Origin of the sequence: Streptomyces angustmyceticus (assembly GCF_040701845.1) — a bacterium.
GTDB classification, from domain to species: Bacteria; Actinomycetota; Actinomycetes; order Streptomycetales; family Streptomycetaceae; genus Streptomyces; species Streptomyces angustmyceticus_A.
On record NZ_JBFBHQ010000014.1, the window covers coordinates 129880 to 151927 of the forward strand.

Genomic DNA, 22048 nt, shown 5'->3' on the forward strand with positions numbered 1-22048 from the left:
CGGAAAGCCCCGCCCCGGCCGGCCCGTCCCCGTCCCTCCGGTCAGCCTCCCTACCCCACGCTGTCCCGCCACGCCTGATGCAGACCGGCGAACCGGCCGCGGTCCGCGATGAGGTCCTTGGGCGGGCCGTCCTCGACGATCCGGCCGTCGGCCATCACCAGGACCCGGTCGGCGATCTCGACGGTCGAGAGGCGGTGGGCGATCACCAGGGCGGTACGGCCCCGCAGCACCGTGGCCATGGCGCGCTGAACCGCGCGTTCGCCGGGGATGTCCAGCGAACTGGTGGCCTCGTCGAGGAGGAGGACGGCGGGGTCGGCGAGCAGGGCGCGGGCGAAGCCGACCAGTTGGCGCTGGCCGGCCGAGATGCGCCCGCCGCGCTTGCGGACGTCGGTGTCGTAGCCGTCCGGCAGCGCGGCGATGAAGTCATGGGCGCCGATGGCCCGCGCGGCGCCTTCGATCTCCTCGCGGGTGGCGTCCGGGCGGCCGAGGGCGATGTTGTCGGCGACCGTGCCGGAGAACAGGAACGCCTCCTGGGTGACCATGACGACACTGCGGCGCAGGGCGGTGGTGGACAGCGCCCGCAGGTCGACGCCGTCGAGCAGCACCCGGCCCTCGGTGGGGTCGTAGAAGCGGGCCAGCAGCTTGGCGAGGGTGGACTTGCCGGCTCCGGTGGCCCCCACCACGGCGACGGTCGTGCCCGCCGCAAGCGTCAGGTCGAAGCGGGGCAGCACCTCGCCGCCGGTGCGGTAGGCGAAGCGGACGCCGTGGAAGGCGACTTCGCGGCCCGGCCGGGCCGCGGCGACGGCCGGCAGCGCCGCGGGGACCTCCGGCTCCGGGACGCCGGGGCGCCGGGCCAGCAGTCCGGCGATCTTCTGGAGCGAAGCGGCCGCGGACTCATAGGCGTTGAGGAACATCCCGAGGCGGTCGATGGGGTCGTACAGCCGCCGCAGATAGAGCACCCCGGCGGCCAGTACGCCGAGCGCCAGGCCTCCCGTGGCGACGCGGTAGGCGCCCCACAGGACGATCGCGGCGACCGCCGTGTTGGCCACCAGCCGGGACGAGACGACATAGCGCGCCATCTCCAGCGCGGTGTCGCCGTTGATCCGGGCGTGGTCGTGGTTCAGCCGGGCGAAGGCGGCGTCGTTGGGCCGCTCGCGGCGGAACGCCTGTACCGGGCGGATGCCGTTGAGGGTCTCGGTGAACTGCACGATGACGCCCGCCATCGCCGTGGACTTCGCGCTGTAGACGCGGTGCGCACGGCGCCGGAAGGAGCGGACGAGGAGGGCGAGCGGCGCGGCGGAGGCGAGGGCGGCCGCGCCGAGCCCCCCGTCCAGCCAGACCAGGGTGACGGTGATGTAGACCGTCGAGAGCACGATCGTGATCAGCTCCTGCAGCCCCTCCTCCAGGAGTTCGCGCAGCGACTCCACGTCGGTGGTGGCGCGGGAGATCAGCCGGCCGGAGGTGTAGCGCTCGTGGAAGTCCAGGCTCAGGGCCTGCGCGTGCCGGAAGATCCGGCCGCGGAGGTCGAGCAGCACGTCCTGGCTGACCCGCGCGGAGAGCTGGATGAAGCCGAACTGCAGCCCGCCGGACGCCACCGCGCACAGCACCGCCGCCACCGCCACGGCGGCCAGCGGCCCCTGATCGCCCGCCCGCAGGGTCGGCACCGCGCGGTCGAGGGCATAGGCGACCAGCAGCGGACCGGCCTGCACGGCGGCCTGCTGGAGCAGCAGCGCGACGGCCACCGCCGCGACCCGGCGCCGGTGCGGGGCCAGCAGGGACCCCAGGAGGGCGCGCGAGGCCCCCTTGGGGGTCGGCAGGTCGTCCCGGGTGAAGGCGTCCGCGGCGGGGGCGCCCCCGGCCGGCGCGGAAGGGGAGGCGGAAGGGGGCGGTTGCTGCGGTTCCGGACGCTCCTCGGGATCGTCGGACGGCAGGCCGGTTGCGGTGGTGGTCATCGGTGGCCCTCTCCCTCGCCGGACATCAGGGTGGCGTACTCGGGGTTGTCCCGCAGGAGTTGCTGATGCGTGCCGACGGCGGCGATCCGGCCGCCGGACAACAGGGCCACCCGGTCGGCGAGCAGGACCGTGGACGGCCGGTGGGCGACGACCAGGGCGGTGGTGGTCGCCAGGACCCGGCGCAGCGCCGCCTCCACCAGGGCCTCGGTGTGCACATCGAGGGCGGAGAGCGGATCGTCGAGGATCAGGAAGCGCGGCCGGCCGACCACGGCACGGGCCAGGGCCAGCCGCTGCCGCTGCCCGCCGGACAGGCTCAGTCCCTGCTCGCCGACCTGGGTGGCGCTGCCCTCGGGGAGGGCGTCGACGAACCCGTCGGCCTGCGCCACCGCCAACGCCCGCCGCAGCTCGCCCTCGTGGGCCCGCTCCGCGCCCATCAGGACGTTCTCCGCCGCGGTCGCCGAGAAGAGCGTCGGCTCCTCGAAGGCCACCGCGACCAGCGTCCGGGCCTCCTCCCGGCTGAGCGTCGCCAGATCCCGCCCGTCGAGGACGATGCGGCCCGCGGTCGGGTCGTACAGCCGCGGTACCAGCGAGGTGAGCGTGGTCTTCCCGCTGCCCGTCGCCCCGACCAGCGCCATCGTCTCGCCGGGCCGGATGTGCAGGGTGACGTCCTTGAGGAGGGGCGGGTCGTCCGGCGGCGCGTCGGGGTAGCGGAACACGACGCCGGAGAAGACCAGCCCGCCGTCGCCGGAGGCCGCGGACGGCTTCTCCCGCGGCGTGTCCGGTGCCGGTCCGCCCGGTGCCGGTCCGTCCGCCGCCGGTCTGCCGGTCGTCGCCGGTCCGCCCGCCGCCGGCTCGTCCAGGACCTCGAAGTACCGCTCGGTGGCCGAGGCCGCCTCATTGCCCATGGCCAGCAGGAAGCCGATCGACTCCACCGGCCAGCGCAGCGCCAGCGCGGTCGACAGGAAGGCGACGAGGGTGCCGGCGGACAGCACGCCGTCGGCCACCTGGAGCGTGCCGAGCACCAGGGCACCGCCGATCGCGATCTCCGGCAGCGTGGTGTTGAAGCCCAGGATCCAGGCCAGCAGCCGGGCCTTGCGGAGTTCGGACGTGCGCAGCGCGTGCGTCAGCCGCCGGAAGGCGCGGGCCTGGCTGCGGTGGCGCCCGAAGCCCTTGATGATGCGGATGCCGAGCACCGACTCCTCGACCACCGTCGTCAGATCGCCGAGCTGGTCCTGGGTCAGGCGCGCGGCGCGCCCGTACTTCGCCTCGAAGACCGAGCACAGCACCATCAGCGGCAGCACCGGCGCCAGCAGCACCAGCCCCAGCGACCAGCGCTGGACCAGCAGGAGCACCGCGCCCACCAGGATGGTCGTGGCGTTGACCAGCAGGAAGGTCAGGGGGAACGCGAGGAACAGGCGCACCAGCTGGAGGTCGGTCGTGCCGCGCGACAGCAACTGGCCCGACGACCAGCGGTCGTGGAAGGCGACCGGCAACCGCTGCAGATGGCGGTAGAGCGCCTCGCGCATCGCCGCCTCCACCCGGGCCAGCGGACGGGCCACCAGCCGGCGCCGCAGCCCGAACAGCAACGCCTCCGCGACGCCGAGCAGCAAGAGGTAGCCGCCGCCGAGCCACACCCCGCCCGGATCGCGCTCGGCCACCGGCCCGTCCACCAGCCACTTGAGCACCAGGGGAATGACCAGGCTGATGCACGAGGCGAGCACCGCCACGCACGCGGCGATGCCCAGGCGGGCCCGCACGGGCCGGGCGAACGGCCACAGGCGCACCAGCGAGCGCATGGCGGACCGCGGGGGCCGGGGTAAGCCGGTCCGGTCGGTCGGGGGCGAGGTCTGCGCGGTATCGGACATCACTCGCGAGCGTAGGGCGCGTCACTGACAACGCTCATGTCTTTTTCCGCCCGGCGGCACCGCCCGCCGTTTCGCGCGCGCCGCCGCCACCGCCGCCGCCCCGCCGTTTCCGTACCGCCCCGCCTCAGCCCGGCACCGCCCGGAACAGCGCCACCGACCGCGCGGCGAGGGTGTGCGCGACGCCCGCCGCGTACGGCGGCTCGGCCGCCCCCGGCTGCTCCTCCCGCGCCGTGTCGACGAGGAGTTCGTAGGCCCGCGCCCAGGGCGGCCCGGGGAGGGTGAACGGGCGGGGCCGGTCGGCGGCGTGCAGCACGGCCAGGAAACTGTCGTCGACGATGCGGATGCCCCGGGCGTCGCGTTGGGAGATGTCGTTCCCGGAGAGGTACATGCCCAGCGTGGCTCCCGGGGTGTACCAGTCCTGTTCGGTCATCTCCGTGCCGTCCGCGGTGAACCAGGCCAGATCGCGCAGACCGCCGCGATGGTGCGGCCGGCCGGAGAAGAACGCCCGGCGGCGCAGAACGGGGTGCGCCCGGCGCAGGGCGATGAGGCGGGCGGCGAGGCCGGCCAGCGGGCGCCATTCCGGGTCGTCCAGCAGCGACCAGTCCAGCCAACTGGTGGTGTTGTCCTGGCAGTAGGCGTTGTTGTTGCCGTGCTGGGTGCGGCCCATCTCGTCGCCGGCGACCAGCATCGGCACACCCGTCGACAGCAGCAGGGTGGTCAGGAGGTTGCGCAGCTGGCGGCGGCGCAGGGCGCGGACCTCCCGGTCGTCGGTCTCGCCCTCGGCGCCGCAGTTCCACGACCGGTTGTCGTGGGTGCCGTCGCGGTTGCCCTCGCCGTTGTCCGCGTTGCGTTTGTGCTCGTAGCTGACCAGGTCGCGCAGGGTGAAGCCGTCGTGTGCGGTGATGAAGTTGACCGAGGCGTAGGGGCGGCGGCCGCCCCAGGCGTAGAGGTCGCTCGATCCGGAGAGCCGGTAGCCCAGGTCGCGCACGTCGTGCTGGGCGCCGCGCCAGAAGTCGCGGACGGTGTCGCGGTAGCGGTCGTTCCACTCCGTCCACAACGGCGGGAAGGCGCCGACCTGGTAGCCGCCGGAGCCCACGTCCCAGGGCTCGGCGATCAGCTTGACCCGGCGCAGCACCGGGTCCTGGGCGATCACCGCGAGGAACGGCGAGAGCATGTCGACGTCGTGCATGGAGCGGGCCAGCGCGGCCGCCAGGTCGAAGCGGAAGCCGTCCACGCCCATCTCGGTGACCCAGTAGCGCAGCGAATCGGTGATCAGGCGCAGGACATGGGGCTGGACGACGTGCAGGGTGTTGCCGCAGCCGGTGTAGTCGGTGTAGCGGCGGGCCTCGCCCGCCAGCCGGTAGTAGCCGCGGTTGTCGATGCCGCGCAGGGAGAGCGTCGGGCCCAGCTCGCCGGCCTCCGCGGTGTGGTTGTAGACGACGTCGAGGATCACCTCGATGCCCGCGTCGTGCAGCGCCCGCACCATCCGCTTGAACTCGCCGACCTGCTGCCCCCGGGTGCCCGTGGCGGCATATCCGGCATGGGGCGCGAAGTAGCCGATGGAGTTGTAGCCCCAGTAGTTGCGCAGCCCCCGGCGCACCAGGTGGTCCTCGTGCGCGAACTGGTGGACGGGCAGCAGCTCGACGGCGGTGACGCCGAGCCGGACGAGGTGCTCCAGCGCCGCGGGGTGGGCGAGCCCCGCATAGGTGCCGCGCAACCGCTCCGGGATACCGGGGTGACGCATCGTGAAGCCGCGCACATGCAGTTCGTAGAGCACGGAATCCGGCCAGGGCGTCTTGGGCCGGCGGTCGTCCTGCCACTCGTCGACGCCGCCCTCGTCCCCGGTGTCCTCCCCGACCACGACGCCCTTGGGGACGTACGGTGCCGAGTCCCGGTCGTCGCGCACGGTGTCGGCGGCCTGCTGCTCGGGCCAGTCACGGACATGGCCGTAGAGCTGGGCCGGCAGCGCGAACCTGGCGCCGGCGGGTTCCGTACGGGTGCCGAAGTCGCCGTCCACGGCCCTGGCGTACGGGTCCAGCAGCAGTTTCGCCGGGTTCCAGCGGGCGCCGGTCCAGGGGTCCCAGCGGCCGTGCACCCGGTAGCCGTAGCGCTGGCCGGGGCGGACACCGGGAAGGAAACCGTGCCAGATCTCATGGGTGAGCTCGGTCAGCGCATGGCGCGTCTCGCGCTCCGCGTCGTCGAAGAGACAGAGTTCCACGGCCTCGGCGCCGCCCGCCCAGAGGGCGAAGTTGGTGCCGGCGATGCCGTCGGGGCCGGTGCGGTAGCGGGCCCCCAGGGGTGTGGGGCTGCCGGGGCGGATGTCCGCGGGTGGGGCGACTGGCTCATCCGCCACCGCCTCCTGCTCGGGTGCGCTCGACACGTGCCGGCCTCCTGCGGCTCATGGCTCGGTCGGGCGGCGGGTACCCGGCATGGGGTACCTCCCGGCGTCCACCGGGGGAGTCCGGCCGTACAGCTGTCCCCCCGCCCTCCCCGTTGTTCTTCCCGCAACCGGGCGTTGCCTCACGCTTCCCGCCGCGAGGGCTCATTGTTCCCCCCGTGCTGTCCGTGACATCCCGTTACGCGGCATACCTCCTAACCCGGGCATCATCCGTCACAATTCGGTATATGACCGCCCATCAGCAGAGCCGAGCAGGGGACCGAGCGACGAACCGTGCGGGGGTCCGCACGCGGGGCCGGGTGCGGGGCCGGGCGGGCCGCGGGGCCGCGCGGGCAGACCGCCGTACCCGCCTCGTCCTCGCCGCCGTGGCCGGGCTCGCCGGGGCGGTGGCACTGGCCGGCTGCGGGGAGGCGGAGGGCTTCGTCGGCGGCAAACCGCGCTCCCCGGAGGAGACGATCAGGGTCGTCCCGCACAACGGCGCGCACGGGGTACGGGCCGACGGGCGGCTGGAGGTCCGGGTGCCCGAGGGGCGGCTGGAGCGGGTCGAGGTCAGCCGGACCGGCGGGGCGGGCCGGCAGGCGGTCGCCGGGCGGATCTCCCCGGACGGCATGGTCTGGCGGCCCGCCCGCGGACGCCTCCAACTGGGCGCGAGGTACACCGTCGACGCCGTGGCACTGGACGGCGCCGGCCACCGTTCGGCCCGCCGCACCACCTTCACCACCTCCGCGCCCGTCCACCGCTTCACCGGCCACTTCTCGCCGCAGGGCGATGCCACGGTCGGCACCGGCCTGATCTTCTCGATGATCTTCAACCGGCCGGTCGCCGACCGCGCGGCCGTCGAACGCGCCGTCAAGGTCGGCGCCCGGCCCCCCGTCGAGATCGCCGCCCACTGGTTCGGCCACCGCCGGCTGGACTTCCGGCCCCGTGAGCGCTGGCGGCCGGGCACCCGGATCACCGTGGACCTGCGGCTGCGCGGGGTGAAGGCCGCGCCGGGCGCCTACGGGACACAGCGCCGGACCGTCCACTACCGGGTCGCCCGGGACCAGGTCAGCGTCATCGACGCCGCCCGGCACACCATGACGGTGCGCCAGGACGGCCGGGTGGTGGCGGTGCTGCCGGTCACCGCGGGCGACGACGAGAACCCCACCTACAACGGGACGATGGTGATCCTGGAGCGGCACTCGATGACGCGGATGGACGGCGACACCGTCGGTTTCGGCGCCGAGTACGACATCCCGGACGTGCCGCACGCCATGCGCCTGACCCGGTCGGGGACCTTCCTGCACGGCAACTACTGGGCGCCGCCCGAGGTCTTCGGCGGCCTCAACACCAGCCACGGCTGCGTCGGGCTGAAGGACATCAAGGGCGGCGGACCCCATACCCCGGCCGGCTGGTTCTTCGGCCGCTCGATCGTCGGCGACACCGTCGTGGTGACCCGCTCCCCGGAGCGCACGGTCGCGCCGGACAACGGCCTCGGCGGCTGGAACATGCCGTGGGGGCCGTGGCGGGCCGGGTCCGCGCTGCACTGACCGGCGGCCGTCCGCCCCCTGCCCCCGCACCACCCCCGCACTTGGGACTAAACGGTGACGTTCACGGGGAGTTCACTGTCACCGTGGTGTGGTTATCTAACGGCAAGCGCGCGGCTGTCCGCGTCCGTGCGCGGGGGATCGCGGGCCGTGCGAGGGGAAAAGGGGCCAGACGTGAACGTCCAGCCGAATTCGGGGGTGCCGCTGCGCCGGCCTCGGCGGTCGCACCGGAGCGGGGGGCCGCTGGCCCTGGTGCTCGGCGCGATGCTGCTGCTGGTGACCGCGTGCGGCGGTGACGGCGACGACGACAAGCCGGCCGGCAAGGCGGGCGGGGACAAGGACGCCTCGCAGGCGGCGGTGACGATAGCGCCCAAGGACGGCGCGCACGACGTCGCCACCAGCGGCGCGCTGAAGGTGACCGCCCACCAGGGCCGGCTCACGTCCGTCAAGGTCAAGGACGGCAAGGGCAACGAGGTCGACGGGAAGATAGCGGGCGGCGGCGCCCTGTGGCAGCCGAGCGGCCACCTCGGCGCCTCGACGGACTACACCGTCGACGCCATAGCGGTGGACGGCAAGGGCCGGGAGGCCGCCGAGCACTCCCGCTTCACCACCCTCGTCCCGAAGAACACCTTCATCGGCCAGTACACCCCGGAGAACGGCCAGCAGGTCGGCGTCGGGATGCCGGTCTCGATCCGCTTCACCCGCGGGATCACCGACCCCAAGGCCGTCGAGGACGCCATCAAGGTCACCGCGAAGCCGTCGGTCCCGGTCGAGGGCCACTGGTTCGGCAACGACCGGCTCGACTTCCGCCCCGAGAAGTACTGGGCGGCCGGCACCAAGGTCACCCTCAAGCTCGACCTCGACGGCGTCGAGGGCCGGCCCGGTGTCTACGGCACCCAGGCCAAGGAGGTCTCCTTCACCGTCGGCCGCAGCCAGGTCAGCACGGTCGACGCCGAGTCGAAGAAGATGACCGTGGTCCGCGACGGCAAGAAGATCAAGACCATCCCGATCACCTCGGGCGCGCCGGGCACCGAGACGTACAACGGCAAGATGGTGATCAGTGAGAAGCACCTGGTGACGCGGATGAACGGCGACACCGTCGGCTTCGGCGGGGAGTACGACATCAAGGACGTCCCGCACGCCATGCGGCTGAGCACGTCCGGCACGTTCATCCACGGCAACTACTGGTCGGGCCGCGCGACCTTCGGCACCCGCAACGCCAGCCACGGCTGTGTGGGCCTCTTCGACCAGCGCGGCGGCGGGGACGGCTCCACCCCGGCGGCGTGGTTCTTCCGCAACTCCGTCGTCGGCGATGTGGTCGTCGTCAAGAACTCCCACGACGAAACGATCCAGCCGGACAACGGCTTCAGCGACTGGAACCTCTCCTGGGAGAAGTGGAAGGCCGGCCAGTAGGACGGCCGGAAGGCGACCGGGCCCGCTGCACTGTGACGGAGTGCACCGGGCCCGATGCCGTTAACGCGTACTAACCTGCCCGCATGACTGTGAATCTCGAGGTCGCCGACGGCGTCGGCACCATCCGCCTGGACCGTCCGCCGATGAACGCACTGGACATCGCCACCCAGGACCGGCTGCGCGAGCTGGCCGAGGAGGTCACCCGCCGCGACGATGTGCGTGCCGTCGTCGTCTGGGGCGGCGAGAAGGTGTTCGCGGCCGGCGCGGACATCAAGGAGATGCAGGCCATGGACCACCCGGCCATGGTCGTGCGCTCCAAGGCCCTGCAGGACTCCTTCACCGCCGTGGCCCGGATCCCCAAGCCGGTGGTCGCCGCGATCACCGGCTACGCGCTGGGCGGCGGCTGCGAGTTGGCGCTCTGCGCCGACTTCCGGATCGCCGGCGACAACGCCAAGCTCGGCCAGCCGGAGATCCTGCTGGGGCTCATCCCCGGCGCCGGCGGTACCCAGCGGCTGGCGCGGCTGGTGGGCCCCTCCAAGGCCAAGGACCTGATCTTCACCGGCCGCCATGTGAAGGCCGACGAGGCGCTCGCCCTCGGCCTGGTCGACCGGGTGGTGCCGGCCGCGGAGGTCTACGAGCAGGCGCACGCCTGGGCCGCACGCCTGGCCACCGGCCCCGCGCTCGCGCTGCGGGCCGCCAAGGAGTCCGTCGACGGCGGCTTGGAGACCGACATCGACACCGGGCTGACGATCGAACGCAACTGGTTCGCGGGGCTGTTCGCGACCGAGGACCGGGAGACCGGCATGCGCAGCTTCGTGGAGGAAGGGCCGGGCAAGGCCAAGTTCCGCTGAAACGGCTGTTGTTGGCGGTACACCTGAGGTTTGGGTCGGGCGCAATGCCTCGTGTGGGCGAACGCGGGACGGCTTAATTGCGCCTTAAGGCAACCTTGTTGACGTGCTCGGCGGTTCGCTCGCGGGCCGGTCGTCACCGCAGGTCAGCCGGGTTGCGCCGGAACCTTAACTGCCGTTGGCATATGTCTCGACGGGGGCCTGGAACCGACGATTCCGGACAATCGATTACGTCGGTTCCGCCCCCGTGGACGTCACCCAGCGGCCATGATGGGAGGCATGGCGGGCCTCGAAGGAATGGAGCAGCCGCGGCCGCGGAGCGATCCGGCCGCCGCACGATGGGGCATCCCCGGTCCGGACGCCGACCCCGCACCGGCACCCGGCGCACCGCTCTTCGCGGCACTCGATCTGGTCGGCGACCCGGCCCTCGGTGAGGTCCGGCTGCCCTCCCGACCCCAGTCCGCCGGCATCGCCCGCCGGCTGACCGCCGCCGTGCTCCTCAAGCAGTGGTCCCTCACGCCCCAGCTCGCCGAGCACGCCGTGCTGCTGCTCTCCGAACTCGTCGGCAACGCCGTACGGCACACCGGCGCCCGCACCTTCGGGCTGCGGATGCTCCGCCGCCGCGGCTGGATCCGCATCGAGGTGCGCGACCCGTCCCGCGGCCTGCCCTGTCTCATGCCGGTCCAGGCGATGGACACCAGCGGCCGCGGTCTCTTCCTCGTCGACAAGCTCTCCGACCGCTGGGGCGTGGACCTGCTGCCCCGCGGCAAGACCACCTGGTTCGAGATGCGGATCGCCGACCGCTGAGCGACGGCCGCGCCGGGAGGCCGTTCCCTCGGGCGGCGGTGCCGAGGCCGTTTCGCCGGGCGGCGGCCTCGCCGGGGCGGCGGTGTCCCCGCCCCCGGCCCGGCCTTCTCCGCCCGACGTCCCAGGGCCCGGTGGATGCTCCGCGTGAGCCGTGACGATCCGTAGGATGGGTTGTTCATGCTCACGCCCGGTACGGAGAGGAGGGACATGCACCACGTGCGCCGGTCGGCCGCGCTGACGCTGCTGCTCCTCCTCGCCGTCGCCTTCGGGCCGCTGCTGTGCCGCGTCGGCGGCGATCAGGCCTGGTCCCAGGGCCGGGCGGCGGCGGCCGCGGCGGCATGGCGGGCCGGCGGCGCGGCCGAGGCCGCCCCGGAAGCCGGGCGCCCCGCGGACCGGGACGCACCGGCGCGCCCGGCGGCCGCCGGCAGCGGCCCGCGGCTCGACCCCGACGCCCCGATCGCCGTGGCCCACACGCCCAAGAGGTGCTCGGACCGGCACGCCCCCGGGCCCGCCGACTCCGCTCCGCCGCCCTCGCAGCACCGCGGCGAGCCCCTCGCCCCCGCCACCACCGGCCCGGGGCCGCTCGCCGCAGACCTCCCCGCGCAGTTCGCGCTCGCCCGGCCGCCCACCGACAGCGCGCCCGCCCGCGACCGCACCCCGCTCCTGCCCGTACTGCGGATATAGGCCGCTGCCCCGACGCACACGGCCTGTCCTTCCCCCTTGGTACGTCTGGAGCTTCCGCATGCCCGTTTCCGCTTCTCCCACCCGCAAACTGGCCGCCATCGGCGCGGTCATCGCCCTCGTCGTGGCCGTCATCGCCATCGGGGTCGCCGTCGGCACGTCCGTCGAGGGCGACCGCGGCACCGGCCGCACCGGCGCCCCGGAGGCCGCCGCCTCCGCCGGGCCCGAGGAGGACCCCGCACAACAGAAGGTCTTCGACGACCTCGCCAAGCAGACCAACCGCCGCCAGGACGGCGACCCGCTGGCCGTCGGCAAGAAGGACGCCCCGGTGGTCCTGGTCGAATACGCCGACTACCAGTGCTCGTTCTGCGGCCGCTTCACCCGCGAGACCCAGCCCGGCCTGATCAAGAAGTTCGTCGACGAGGGCACCCTGCGCATCGAGTTCCGCAACTTCACCGTCTTCGGCGCCGACTCCGAGCGGGCCGCCCGCGCCTCCTGGGCCGCGGGGCAGCAGGGCAAGTTCTGGCAGTTCCACGACGAGCTGTACGCCAAGACCCGCAAGGGCAAGGCGCTGGCCGAGGACAAGCTCGTCGAGCTGGCCCGCACCAGCGGGGTGCCCGACATCGACAAGTTCCGTACGGACCTGAAGAGCGCGGACGCCGAGCGGGCCCTGAAGAAGGACCAGGCCGAGGGGTACCAGCTCGGCGTGCAGTCCACGCCGTCCTTCCTCATCAACGGCCGGCCGGTCGCCGGCGCCCAGCCCGCCGAGGTCTTCGCGCAGGGCATCAAGGACGCCGCGGCACGGGCGGCCAAGAACGCACCCGCGGCCAAGGGGGCCGGGGAATGAACGACATCGGCTATCTCGCGGCGTTCCTGGGCGGTGCGCTGGCGCTGCTCAGCCCGTGCAGTGCGCTGCTGCTGCCGGCGTTCTTCGCCTACTCCCTCTCCACGCCCGGCCGGCTGGTGGCCCGCACCGGAGTGTTCTATCTGGGGCTCGCCACCACCCTGGTCCCGCTCGGCGCGGCCAGTACGGCGGCCAGCCGGCTGTTCAACGGCCACCGCGACCTGCTGATCGCCGTCGGCGGCTGGGTCGTCATCGCGATGGGCCTCGCCCAGATCCTCGGCCTGGGCTTCGCCTCCCGGCGCGCCCAGGCCGCCGCCGCGCGGATCACCCCGCGGTCGGCCGTCTCCACCTTCCTGCTCGGCTGCGTCTACGGGCTCGCCGGCTTCTGCGCGGGCCCGATCCTCGGCGCGGTGCTGACGGTGACGGCGGTCAGCGGCTCACCGGTGTACGGCGCCTCGATGCTCGCCGTCTACGCGCTGGGCATGGCGCTGCCGCTGTTCGTGCTGGCCCTGCTGTGGGACCGCTGCAAGCTCGGCAGCCGGGGCTGGCTGCGCGGCCGTGCGTTCAGCCTCGGCAAGCTGCACCTGCACACCACCTCGGTGCTGTCCGGGGTGTTCTTCATCGGCATCGGCGTGCTGTTCCTGCGCTTCAACGGGACCAGCGCGCTGCCCGGAATCCTCGACGCGGACGACGAGTTCCGGGCCGAGGAATGGGCGGCGCGCATCGGGAACGCCGTACCCGACTATGCGCTGATCGCGGTCGCCGCACTGCTCGTCGCCGCGGTGCTCGGGCGCATCGCGCTACGGCCGGAGAAGACGGCACGGGACGGGGGCGATCCGCTGCCGGCGGGGGCAGAGCGGCCGCGGGAAGAGGCCGAGCGGGGCGGGGCCGAGCGAGGAGCGGACGGTCCTTCGACGGCTGGTGCCGAGCCTTCGCGGGGCGGGACCGGTCCTGGGCCGGACGGGGACGAGCGGTCGCGGGGCGGGGACGAATAGGGCGGGGCCGCTCCTTCGCCGTCGGGAGGCGTGCCCCGCGGGCGCGCCCCCGGGAGAGGCGGGACCGGGGGGCGGGACCGGGGGGCGGGACCGGGCCGTTGTGGAACGGCACCGGAATCCCGCCCCCCCCGGGGCTCACAGACTCACCGGTTCACAGGCTCACCCGCTCACCGGCTCACCCGCTCACAGCCACACGTTGTCGTTGACCGAACCTAGGCCGGTGCCGGACAGCCGACGGTGCAGGGCCAGCGCCTGGTCCTCGGTCAGCGAGGCGACATGGTCGGCGGCGGCGCGCAGCCGGTCCCCGTGCAGCGCCAGCTCCTCGGCGCGGTCCGGCGGCAGCAGCTCGGGCGCGTCATAGGACCAGCGCAGCAACTCGCTCACCACCCGCCGCTTGCCGTGCTGCTGGGTGGCGAGCGCGGGGCGGTCGATGACGTAGCACCACACCAGCTCCTTGAGCAGATCGCAGGCGTCCCGCCGATCCTGAGGGATCACCAGGTGCGCCCCGTAGCGGATCGCCGCGGCGCCGCCCACCTCCAGTTCGATCCCGCGGGTGAAGTACGAGATCAGATCGGCGGTGCGGCGGTTGACCGCGACCGCGTCCTCATGGCTGCCGCTGTACGGCGCGGGCACCGCCAGCCGCTTGCCGATGTCCCCCATCATCACCAGCGCCGCCGCACGGTCGAAGGCCGCACCCTCCCGGGCCCGCTTCGCCTCGACGTAGTCCAGGAAGCGGCGGATCTCCCGCTCGGTGTCGGCGCCCGCGGCACCGTCCGGCGGGAACAGCGCGGCCAGCGGAATCAGGCCCGTACGGTAGAAGTCCTCCACGTCATGGCAGGCGTAGGTGACATCGTCCGCCCAGTCCATGACCTGTTCCTCGACCGGCACGGCCGTGTCCGTACGGCCCGCCCGCACCCAGGAGAACGCCTCCCGGTCGGCGACGTACACCCCCCACTTCACATGCCGCGCCGGATCCTGGTCGACGGGCGCCCGCTCCCACGGGTACTTGGTGGCGGCGTCCAGACAGGCGCGGGTCAGATGCAGCCCGCGGTGGCCCGGGTACTTGTGGGCGGCGAGGAAGGTCAGCACCCGCAGGGTCTGCGCGTTGCCCTCGAAGCTGTCCAGCACACCGTCCGTGAAGTGCAGCTCGTCCATCGTGGCGCGCAGCGCCAGCTCGCCCGCGTGCCCGAAGGGCGGATGGCCGATGTCGTGGGCCATGCACGCCGCCTCGACGAGCGCCGGGTTCGGCCCGCCGTACCGGCGCTCCAGCCGCTCCGCCATCCGCCGCCCGAGCTGCGCGACCTTCATCGAGTGGGTCAGCCGGGTGTGGTACGCGCCCAGCTCGGCGCTCGCCACCACCTGGCTCTTGCCGGCCAGCGCCCGCCACTGGGTGGAGTACAGGATCCGGTCGACGTCGTGCTCGAAGCCGGACCGCTGCCCGTCGTCGGGCACCCGCCGCCGGAGGGAGTGCTGTTCCAGGTCCTCATCGCTGTATGTGGCAGGTCGCATGCGCGGATGGTAGTCCTGCGCCGGATGGCGGGGGACGGCCGGTCGGTTCGACAGGTCGGTTGGTGGGCGCGGCTGGTCGGTGCCGCCGGTCGGTGCCGCCGGTCGGTCCGGTGGGTCGGTTGGTCGGTGCGGCTGGTCGGTCCGGGTGGCCTGCCACCCCTGCGGAGGCGCCCTACGCGCTCAGCCGACGCCGCCAGCGCGGATGCGGACGGGCGTGCGGGCGGGCGTGCGCCGGGTGGGCGTCGGCCCGGCGGCGGCGGTCGTTGCAGAGCAGGCACTTGCCGTACCCCGGCGGAAGTGGATCTTCCGGGTCGCCGTAGAGCGGGTCGACCGCGCCATGGGGATGTAGGGCGCAGCCGGTCGGGCCGCTGTCCGCGCCCAGCGAGCTGGCAGCGGTCAGGGCTTGCCGGAGGACGTCGACGAGCTGGTCCGCATCGCGCCGGGTCGGCGCGGACTGCAGGGACGAGGCAAGGTCGGAGGCGGTGGTCAGCGCGGTCTGGAGTTCGCGCAGGTTTGCGTAACCCATGCCCCGGAGCGTAGGCGGCCCCACTGACAGTTGATCTTCCGATCGCACTTCGCGGCTTCCCATGGCCGGATGCATGCCCGCTCACGCCCATGATTTAGCACCGGGATGATGACGGTCGCCTTGCCGGTCCATGACGAGACGGGGCCGGGCGGGACGGGGCCGGGCGGGACGGCAGGGTGGCACGGGGCCAGGGGGACGGGGCCGGGCGAGGCGGGGTTGCTGTCCCCCCCACCCCCGAACCCACCCCCGCCCCCTCCCCCGAAGGGGGAGAGGGGGGAGGGGGCGGGGGAGAGCCGAGCGGCCGGTCAAGGCGGCCGGTCAAGAGCGCCGGCCTAGCGCGTCGAACAGGTCAAGAGCGCCGAGCAGGAGCGCCGCTCAAGCGGGCCGAGCAGGAGCACCGGCCTAGCGCGCCGAGCAGGTCAAGCGGGCCGAGCAGGAGCACCGGCCAGCGCGCCGAGCAGGAGTCGCCGCGCCGGAGCCACCGAGCAGGAGTCGCCGCGCCCGAGCCGCCGAGCCGGAGCCGGAGCCATCGGGAGGTGCCGGTGGCCGGTCGAGAGCCCCGGCCCGAGCCCGGCGGCCCGCCCCGCCGCCTCAGGGGGCGATCGGCAGTGCCCGCTTGTGCTCGGTGAGGCGGTAGCGGCGGACGATGGCCTCGGCGGCCGTGGCGTCGACCGGCTTGCCCTCCAGGAAGTCGTCGATCTGGTCGTAGCTCACACCGAGCGCGTCCTCGTCCGGCTTGCCCGGGTCGAGGGTCTCCAGGTCGGCCGTCGGCACCTTCCGCACCAGCTCGGCGGGGGCGCCCAGCGCCGCCGACACCGCGCGCACCCGGCGCTTGGTCAGACCGGTGAGCGGCACCACGTCGGCCGCGCCGTCACCGAACTTGGTGAAGAAGCCGGAGACCGCCTCGGCCGCGTGGTCGGTGCCCACGACCAGGCCGTCATGGGCGCCCGCGACCGCGTACTGGGCGATCATGCGCTGGCGCGCCTTGATGTTGCCCTGGACGAAGTCCTGGTGGTGGGCGTCGCGGAAGACGAGCCCGCCCTCCACCGCGGCCTGCAGCGCGGCATCGCTGGCCGGGCGGATGTCGACGGTCAGCTCGCGGTCGGCGCGGATGAACTCCAGCGCCCGCTGGGCGTCCTTCTCGTCCGCCTGGACGCCGTACGGCAGCCGCATCGCGTAGAAGGTCGCCTCGTGCCCGGCGGCGCGGGCCCGCTCCACGGCGAGCTGGCAGAGCCGGCCCGTGGTCGTGGAGTCGACGCCGCCGCTGATCCCCAGGACCAGCGAGCGCAGGCCCGTGGAGGTCAGCCGCTCCGTGAGGAAGGCCACCCGGCGCTCGATCTCCTGCTCGGCGTCGAAGGACGCGGTCACCTGGAGATCCCGGGCGATCTCCTGCTGCAGGGCCTTGGACGCCGGGTCGGTCACGGCTGCTCCTCGTGTTCTCGTGCTGCTGCTTCTCGTGCCGCGCCACACGGTGGCGGCAACAGCACGGCGACGGTGACGCACTGTTCCTGAGCCGCCTGCGCAGGGTGCTTCTCCTCCGCGGCGGCGCGGCTTCTGGCGGCGCGCAAAGGTGCGCCGAGAGGAAACCTTATGCCGGGTGCGCCCACTTCTTGAGGGCGGCCTTGGTCGAGAAGTCCGCGACGTCCTTGTCCAGCGGCTGGTCGGTGTACTGGTGGAAGCGCCACTTCGCCTTGATCCGTGGGTGCCCGGCGGAGACGTAGTCGGCGATCCACAGGCCGTCGGCCGCGTAGGAGGTGGTGTCGTGGTGGAGCCAGAAGTCGCGGTTGCAGTAGAGCACCACCCGGTGGGTGGGACGCAGCCGCTTCACCTCCTTCAGGAACTGGTCCTTCTGGGCATTGCTCGCGTAGGTCCCCTCGCCGGTGCGCTCCCAGTCGCAGGCGAGGAGATCGCCCTGCACCGATGCGCATTTCTCGACGAAGTATTTCGCCTGGGCGGCGATATTCCCCGGCCAGAGAAAGTGGTAGAAACCGACCACGCAGCCCGCTTTACGGGCCTTTGACGCCTGCGCGGACTGGTGCGGATTGAGGTAGGAGCGGCCTTCGGTGGCCTTGACGAAAACGAAGTCCAGCCCCTCGGCGGAGTACGAGGTGTTGTAGGAGCTGACATCGACACCATGCAGCATGAACGGCCTCCTGCCGATCGGACCTGCGGATTCGAAGCGTCAACTGCTCGAAACGTCAACTGCTCGAAACATCAACTGCGTTGCAGCGGTGCCGGGCGTTTCCGGTGTGACCGGATTACCGGGGTGGGGGGTGACGGCGTTGCTGTGTTCCGGTGATCGGGATCCATGGATCGTGTCGCGGATCATGTCGCGATGATCAGGGTTCGGCGATCAGGGTTCGGCGATCAGGGTTCGGCGATCAGGGTTCGGCGATCAGGGTTCGGCGATCGGATTCGGTGATCGGGATTCGGTGCTCGGATGGGTGTTCGCGGTGCGTTGATCGGGTTTCCGTGAACCGGCTTTCCTGCATGCGAAGCAGTCTCGTTCCAGCAGTTCAGCATGTTTGCTACCGGGGACGCCAGATCGTGGACGGGAAGTTCCTTGCACCGCGGTCAAGTTGGGGCGGGGCCGGTTTCGTCGAATGGACCGGCCCCGCCGTCCCGGGGGGGCTTCAGCGCCGCGTGATCCGCCGCGCCAGCCGCCGGGCGCGGGACCGGGCGCGGCCGAGGGCGCGCCGCAGGGCCCGGCTGCCGCGCGTAGACCGGAGCTCCCCGAAGAGGGCTTCGTAGCGCCCGGCGATCGGTTCCGGGTCGTAGCGGTGCGAGCTCTCCAGCGCGGCCCGGGCCATCGTGTGGCGGCACTGCGGGTCCTCGATGAGCCGCAGGAGGGCGCCGGACAGGGCCTGACCGTCACCGCGCGGCACCAGCAGCCCGTCCGTACCGTCGTGGATGATCTCGGCCGGGCCCAGCGGGCAGTCGGTGCTGACGACGGGCACGCCGCAGCGCATCGCCTCGACGAGGGTCATGCCGAAGGACTCGGCGTCCGAGGCCGAGGCGACGATCGACGCCTTGGCGAACTCCGCCTCGATCGGGGAGCGCGGCCCGGTCAGCTCCGCCCGCTCGCCCAGCCCGAGCCCGTCGATCAGTTCCTGGAGCTGGGCGCGCTCGGCGCCGCCGCCGTGTATCCGCAGCCGCCAGTCGGGGTGCTTGGCGGCGACCGCGGAGAACGCCTCGATCAGCAGGTCGAAGCGCTTGCCGCGGACCAGCCGCCCGGCCGCCGCGATCACCTTCGCGGTGCCCTCGGACGGCGGCCCGGCCGGCGCGGGCACGATGTTGGGCACGGCCAGGACCCGTACGCCGGGCAGCGGCATCCGAGCGCGGTAGACGGCCGCGTCCGCCTCGGTGGTGGTGACCAGGGCGTCCAGCGTCCGGTAGTGGCGGGCGAGTTCGGCCCGGAGCCGCTTGCTGTGGGCGTCGTGGCGGAGGTGCTCCTGGGCGATCCGCAGGGCCCGGCGCGGGGCGAAGCGCGCCAGGTAGACATTGATGCCGGGCCGGGTGCCGACCAGCACGTCCGCGTCGCTGGTGCGCAGGAACTCCGCGGCCCGTACGTCGATCAGCCGGCTGTACTGGTGGTGCCGCTTCTCGGCGAGCGGGAAGTCCTGCGCGGGCTCGCCGAACAGCGGATCGGCCATGTCCTCGCTGCCGACGCGGGTGTCCACCAACGGCACCAGCCGCACCCGGGGGTCCAGGGTGAAGCGCGGGACCTCGCGGTGCCGCTGCATCGAGACGATCTCGACGTCGTGCCGGTCGGCGAGCGCGGCCGCGAGGTTGAAGGTGGTGCGGACGGTGCCGCCGATGGCGTAGGCGTTGTGCAGCAGGAGGGTGATCTTCATACGGTGTCGTGCTCTTCCCCGAGATGTGCCGAGTCGTCCCGACCGGCCGGTACGCTCGCGGCCGGGTCTCCGCGACCGGCCCGTCCGGCACCGGGCCACCGTGGCGGTCAGGGGTAAGCCGATGGCGTGGCGAGGGTGAGAGCCCGGTAAGAACCGCGGGTGAGATCCGGGTAAGAAAGCCGGTGCCCGACCGGCCGCCCGCCACCGCACCTCCGTGACCTTGGCAGACTTGCCGGGTGACCCATTCCGTACTGCTCGCCGAGGACGACCGTCCCATCCGTACCGCGCTGGAGCGTGCCCTGACCCTGGAGGGGTACGAGGTCACCGCCGTCGCCGACGGCATCCAGGCGCTCGCCGCCGCCCACCGCGAGCGGCCCGACGTGATCCTGCTGGACGTGATGATGCCCGGGATCGACGGGCTGCAGGTGTGCCAGGTGCTGCGGGCCGAGCAGGACCGCACCCCGATCCTGATGCTCACCGCACGGGTCGAGACGGCGGACCGGATCGCCGGTCTGGACGCCGGCGCGGACGACTACGTGGTCAAGCCGTTCGAGGTCGAGGAGGTCTTCGCCCGGCTGCGGGCGCTGCTGCGGCGCACGACGGCGGGCGCGCCGGCGTACGAGGGCGGCTCGGGTGCCGGCCCCGCCGCGACGGACGAGACCGAGGGGACCGAGGAGGCGTACGACGCGCGGGTGGCCGACAGCGGCGTCGTCGAGGCCGCGGACCTGCGGATCGACGGGCCCTCGCGGCGCGCCTGGCGCGGCGAGCGGGAGCTGGAGCTGACCCGGACCGAGTTCGAGCTGCTGGAGCTGCTGGCCCGTAACGCCGGCATCGTCCTGGACCATTCGACGATCTACGACCGGATCTGGGGCTACGACTTCGGCCCCGGGTCGAAGAACCTCGCGGTGTACGTGGGCTATCTGCGGCGCAAGGTCGACGTCCCGGGCAGCCGGCCGCTGATCCACACGGTGCGGGGCGTCGGTTACGTGCTGCGGGAGGACTGAGATGCCCGGACCCCGCGACCGGTCCGGGACCGGGCCCCGCACCCGGCCCGGCCGCCGGCTGCGGGCCCGGCTGCGGGCCTGGGCGGGCTCCTGGCGCCGCGGCGGGTCGGCCGCCTGGCTGCGCACGCGCAAGCCCGCCAGCCTGCGCACCGCCTTCGCGGTGGCGTTCGCCGCGGGGGCGGCCGCGGTGACCGTCCTGGTCGGGTTCCTCAGCTACGACGCGGCGGCCCGGCTGGTACGGGTCGACGAGAAGTCGGTGTTCTCGCAGGTCGTAAGGGACCTGCGCACCCAGGTCCAGGAAAAGCCGTTCGTGCCCACCGACTACACCACCGTCGACCCGGACCACGACGGGCCGCGCGACGACCTCACCCGCCCCACCCGTACCGATGTGCAGATCCTGGGCCCCGGCGGCCGGATCGTGGAACCGGGGCGCCCGGCCCTCCCGGCCGGTGACGGGGAACGCCGGATCGCCGACGACGCGCGCGCCGGCCGCTATGCGGAGCGGGAGGCGGAGATCGGCGACGAGGAGTACCACGTGGCGACCGTGGCGCTCGGCGGCGGCCGGGGCGCCGTGCAGGTCGCGCAGAAGTTCAGCGAGACCGAGGACCTCCTCTCCGCACTGCAGAAGCGCACCGCCCTGCTGGCCGCCACGGTCATCGCACTCTCCGGCGCGGGCGGCTGGTGGCTGGCGCGCCGGATCACCGGCCGGCTGGTGCGGCTGACCTCGGTCGCCGAGAACGTGGCGGAGCACGGACGGCTGGACGTCCCGGTCCCGGTGGCGGGACGGGACGAGGTCGCCCGGCTCGGGCGGGCCTTCGACGACATGCTCGGCCGGCTCGCCAGCGCCGTCCAGGACCAGCAGCGCCTCGTCCAGGACGCCGGCCATGAGCTGCGCACCCCGCTGACCTCGCTCCGTACGAACATCTCGCTGCTGAAACGGTTCGACGAGCTGCCGGCGGACGCCCGCGAGGAACTGCTGGCCGACCTGGCGGGCGAGGCCCGGGAACTCAGCGACCTGGTCAACGAACTGGTGGACCTGGCGGCCGGACAGCGCGACGACGACCCGCTCTCGGACGTGCACCTCGCCGAGGTCGCGGAGAAGGCGGCCGCCTCGGCCCGCCGCCGCACCGGCCGGGAGATCACGGTACGGACCCTCCGCCCGGCGGTGGTCGAGGGCCGGTCCGCCGCCCTGCACCGTGCGCTCACCAACCTCCTGGAGAACGCCGCCAAATTCGACGCCGGCGGCACCGAGCCGATCGAGGTCGTCGTCACCGGGGCCCGCATCGAGGTCCTGGACCGCGGCCCCGGCATCGCCGACGCCGACCTCACCCGCGTCTTCGACCGCTTCTACCGCGCAGCGGCCGCCCGCGGCCTGCCCGGCTCCGGCCTCGGCCTCGCCATCGTCCGCGAAATCGCCACCGCCCACGGCGGCCACGCGTTCGCGGCGAGGCGCCCCGGCGGGGGAGCGACGCTTGGATTCACGGTTGGTACGACGGGCGCATAGCGATTGGTTTTCCCACGTTTTTGTCTTTTCCGCCGTGGGGGTTGCTCGCCGGTTTTCGCCCGCTGCGCGGTGCGCTCGCCGTTTCGCCTGGCCGGTCCGCTGCGCTTTGCTTGCCGCCCACGTTTTTGGCTTTCTCGCCGTTGCGCCTGGCGGCGGGCGGGTCCGCTGCGCGGGGCTGTCGGGTGCCGGTGATGGGCCTGCGCGGGTGGGTGTCCGGACTGCTTCGCTAGGGTTCTTGTCGGTGTAGTCGTCGAGTGCGGGCAGCGAGCGGACGACCGGGCCCGGGTTTCCGGCGGTGTCCGGCACGGTGAGGCTGTGCAGG

General features: G+C 73.2%; 17 protein-coding genes. 9 read left to right on the forward strand and 8 right to left on the reverse strand.

The features are described from left to right. Positions 1-50 precede the first annotated feature (50 nt). The 3 genes from AB0411_RS25635 to glgX all read right to left on the reverse strand — a co-directional run bounded on the left by AB0411_RS25635 (position 51) and on the right by glgX (position 6197). Complete coding sequence (locus AB0411_RS25635; protein WP_366419619.1) at positions 51-1952, reverse strand: ABC transporter ATP-binding protein; 1902 nt, start codon at positions 1950-1952, stop codon at positions 51-53. After that, positions 1949-3817, reverse strand: coding sequence for an ABC transporter ATP-binding protein (locus AB0411_RS25640; RefSeq protein WP_366419620.1), 1869 nt, complete (start codon positions 3815-3817; stop codon positions 1949-1951). The genes AB0411_RS25635 and AB0411_RS25640 overlap by 4 nt, the downstream gene beginning before the upstream one ends. Before the next feature lie 124 nt (positions 3818-3941). Then, positions 3942-6197, reverse strand: a complete 2256-nt coding sequence (gene glgX, locus AB0411_RS25645; RefSeq protein WP_366419621.1) for a glycogen debranching protein GlgX — start codon at positions 6195-6197, stop codon at positions 3942-3944. A gap of 245 nt (positions 6198-6442) precedes the next feature. Here glgX and AB0411_RS25650 point away from each other — a divergent pair, with 245 nt between their 5' ends. The 7 genes from AB0411_RS25650 (at position 6443) to AB0411_RS25680 (ending at position 13329) form a co-directional block, all read left to right on the forward strand. After that, on the forward strand, positions 6443-7744 hold the full coding sequence (locus tag AB0411_RS25650; protein WP_366419622.1) for a L,D-transpeptidase: 1302 nt from the start codon (positions 6443-6445) through the stop codon (positions 7742-7744). 171 nt (positions 7745-7915) lie between these two features. Then, positions 7916-9154 (forward strand): L,D-transpeptidase, encoded by a 1239-nt coding sequence (locus AB0411_RS25655; RefSeq protein ID WP_403152660.1) that lies wholly within the window; start codon positions 7916-7918, stop codon positions 9152-9154. 83 nt (positions 9155-9237) lie between these two features. Further along, positions 9238-10005: an enoyl-CoA hydratase/isomerase family protein gene (locus tag AB0411_RS25660; protein ID WP_366419623.1), complete on the forward strand. Its 768-nt coding sequence runs from the start codon at positions 9238-9240 to the stop codon at positions 10003-10005. Between the two features lie 264 nt (positions 10006-10269). Further along, positions 10270-10809, forward strand: coding sequence for an ATP-binding protein (locus AB0411_RS25665; RefSeq protein WP_366419624.1), 540 nt, complete (start codon positions 10270-10272; stop codon positions 10807-10809). 207 nt (positions 10810-11016) lie between these two features. After that, positions 11017-11493: a hypothetical protein gene (locus AB0411_RS25670; RefSeq protein ID WP_366419625.1), complete on the forward strand. Its 477-nt coding sequence runs from the start codon at positions 11017-11019 to the stop codon at positions 11491-11493. Between the two features lie 58 nt (positions 11494-11551). Next, positions 11552-12337 carry a DsbA family protein gene (locus AB0411_RS25675; RefSeq protein WP_366419626.1) on the forward strand — a complete coding sequence of 262 codons (786 nt, stop codon included), beginning with the start codon at positions 11552-11554 and terminating at the stop codon, positions 12335-12337. After that, the gene (locus AB0411_RS25680) at positions 12334-13329 is read left to right on the forward strand and encodes a cytochrome c biogenesis CcdA family protein (RefSeq protein ID WP_366419627.1); all 996 of its coding nucleotides are present in this window, start codon (positions 12334-12336) and stop codon (positions 13327-13329) included. The genes AB0411_RS25675 and AB0411_RS25680 overlap by 4 nt, the downstream gene beginning before the upstream one ends. Before the next feature lie 183 nt (positions 13330-13512). On the opposite strand, the gene dgt is transcribed toward AB0411_RS25680, so the two are convergent. From dgt to AB0411_RS25705, 5 genes are all read right to left on the reverse strand, one after another. After that, positions 13513-14838, reverse strand: a complete 1326-nt coding sequence (gene dgt / locus AB0411_RS25685; RefSeq protein ID WP_366419628.1) for a dGTP triphosphohydrolase — start codon at positions 14836-14838, stop codon at positions 13513-13515. Between the two features lie 172 nt (positions 14839-15010). Continuing rightward, positions 15011-15364, reverse strand: coding sequence for a hypothetical protein (locus AB0411_RS25690; protein ID WP_366419629.1), 354 nt, complete (start codon positions 15362-15364; stop codon positions 15011-15013). A gap of 591 nt (positions 15365-15955) precedes the next feature. Beyond that, positions 15956-16786 (reverse strand): ammonia-dependent NAD(+) synthetase, encoded by an 831-nt coding sequence (gene nadE, locus AB0411_RS25695; protein WP_366419630.1) that lies wholly within the window; start codon positions 16784-16786, stop codon positions 15956-15958. A gap of 166 nt (positions 16787-16952) precedes the next feature. Further along, entirely contained in the window at positions 16953-17507 is a 555-nt protein-coding gene (locus tag AB0411_RS25700) for a GH25 family lysozyme (RefSeq protein ID WP_366419631.1), read from the reverse strand. A 490-nt stretch (positions 17508-17997) separates the two neighbouring features. Beyond that, a complete protein-coding gene (locus AB0411_RS25705) occupies positions 17998-19218 on the reverse strand; it encodes a glycosyltransferase family 4 protein (protein WP_366419632.1) in 1221 nt (406 codons plus the stop codon). A gap of 236 nt (positions 19219-19454) precedes the next feature. Here AB0411_RS25705 and AB0411_RS25710 point away from each other — a divergent pair, with 236 nt between their 5' ends. Both AB0411_RS25710 and AB0411_RS25715 read left to right on the forward strand, forming a co-directional pair. Further along, positions 19455-20222, forward strand: coding sequence for a response regulator transcription factor (locus AB0411_RS25710; RefSeq protein WP_366419633.1), 768 nt, complete (start codon positions 19455-19457; stop codon positions 20220-20222). Position 20223: 1 nt separating this feature from the next. Next, positions 20224-21726 (forward strand): HAMP domain-containing sensor histidine kinase, encoded by a 1503-nt coding sequence (locus AB0411_RS25715; protein WP_366419634.1) that lies wholly within the window; start codon positions 20224-20226, stop codon positions 21724-21726. Positions 21727-22048 lie beyond the last annotated feature (322 nt).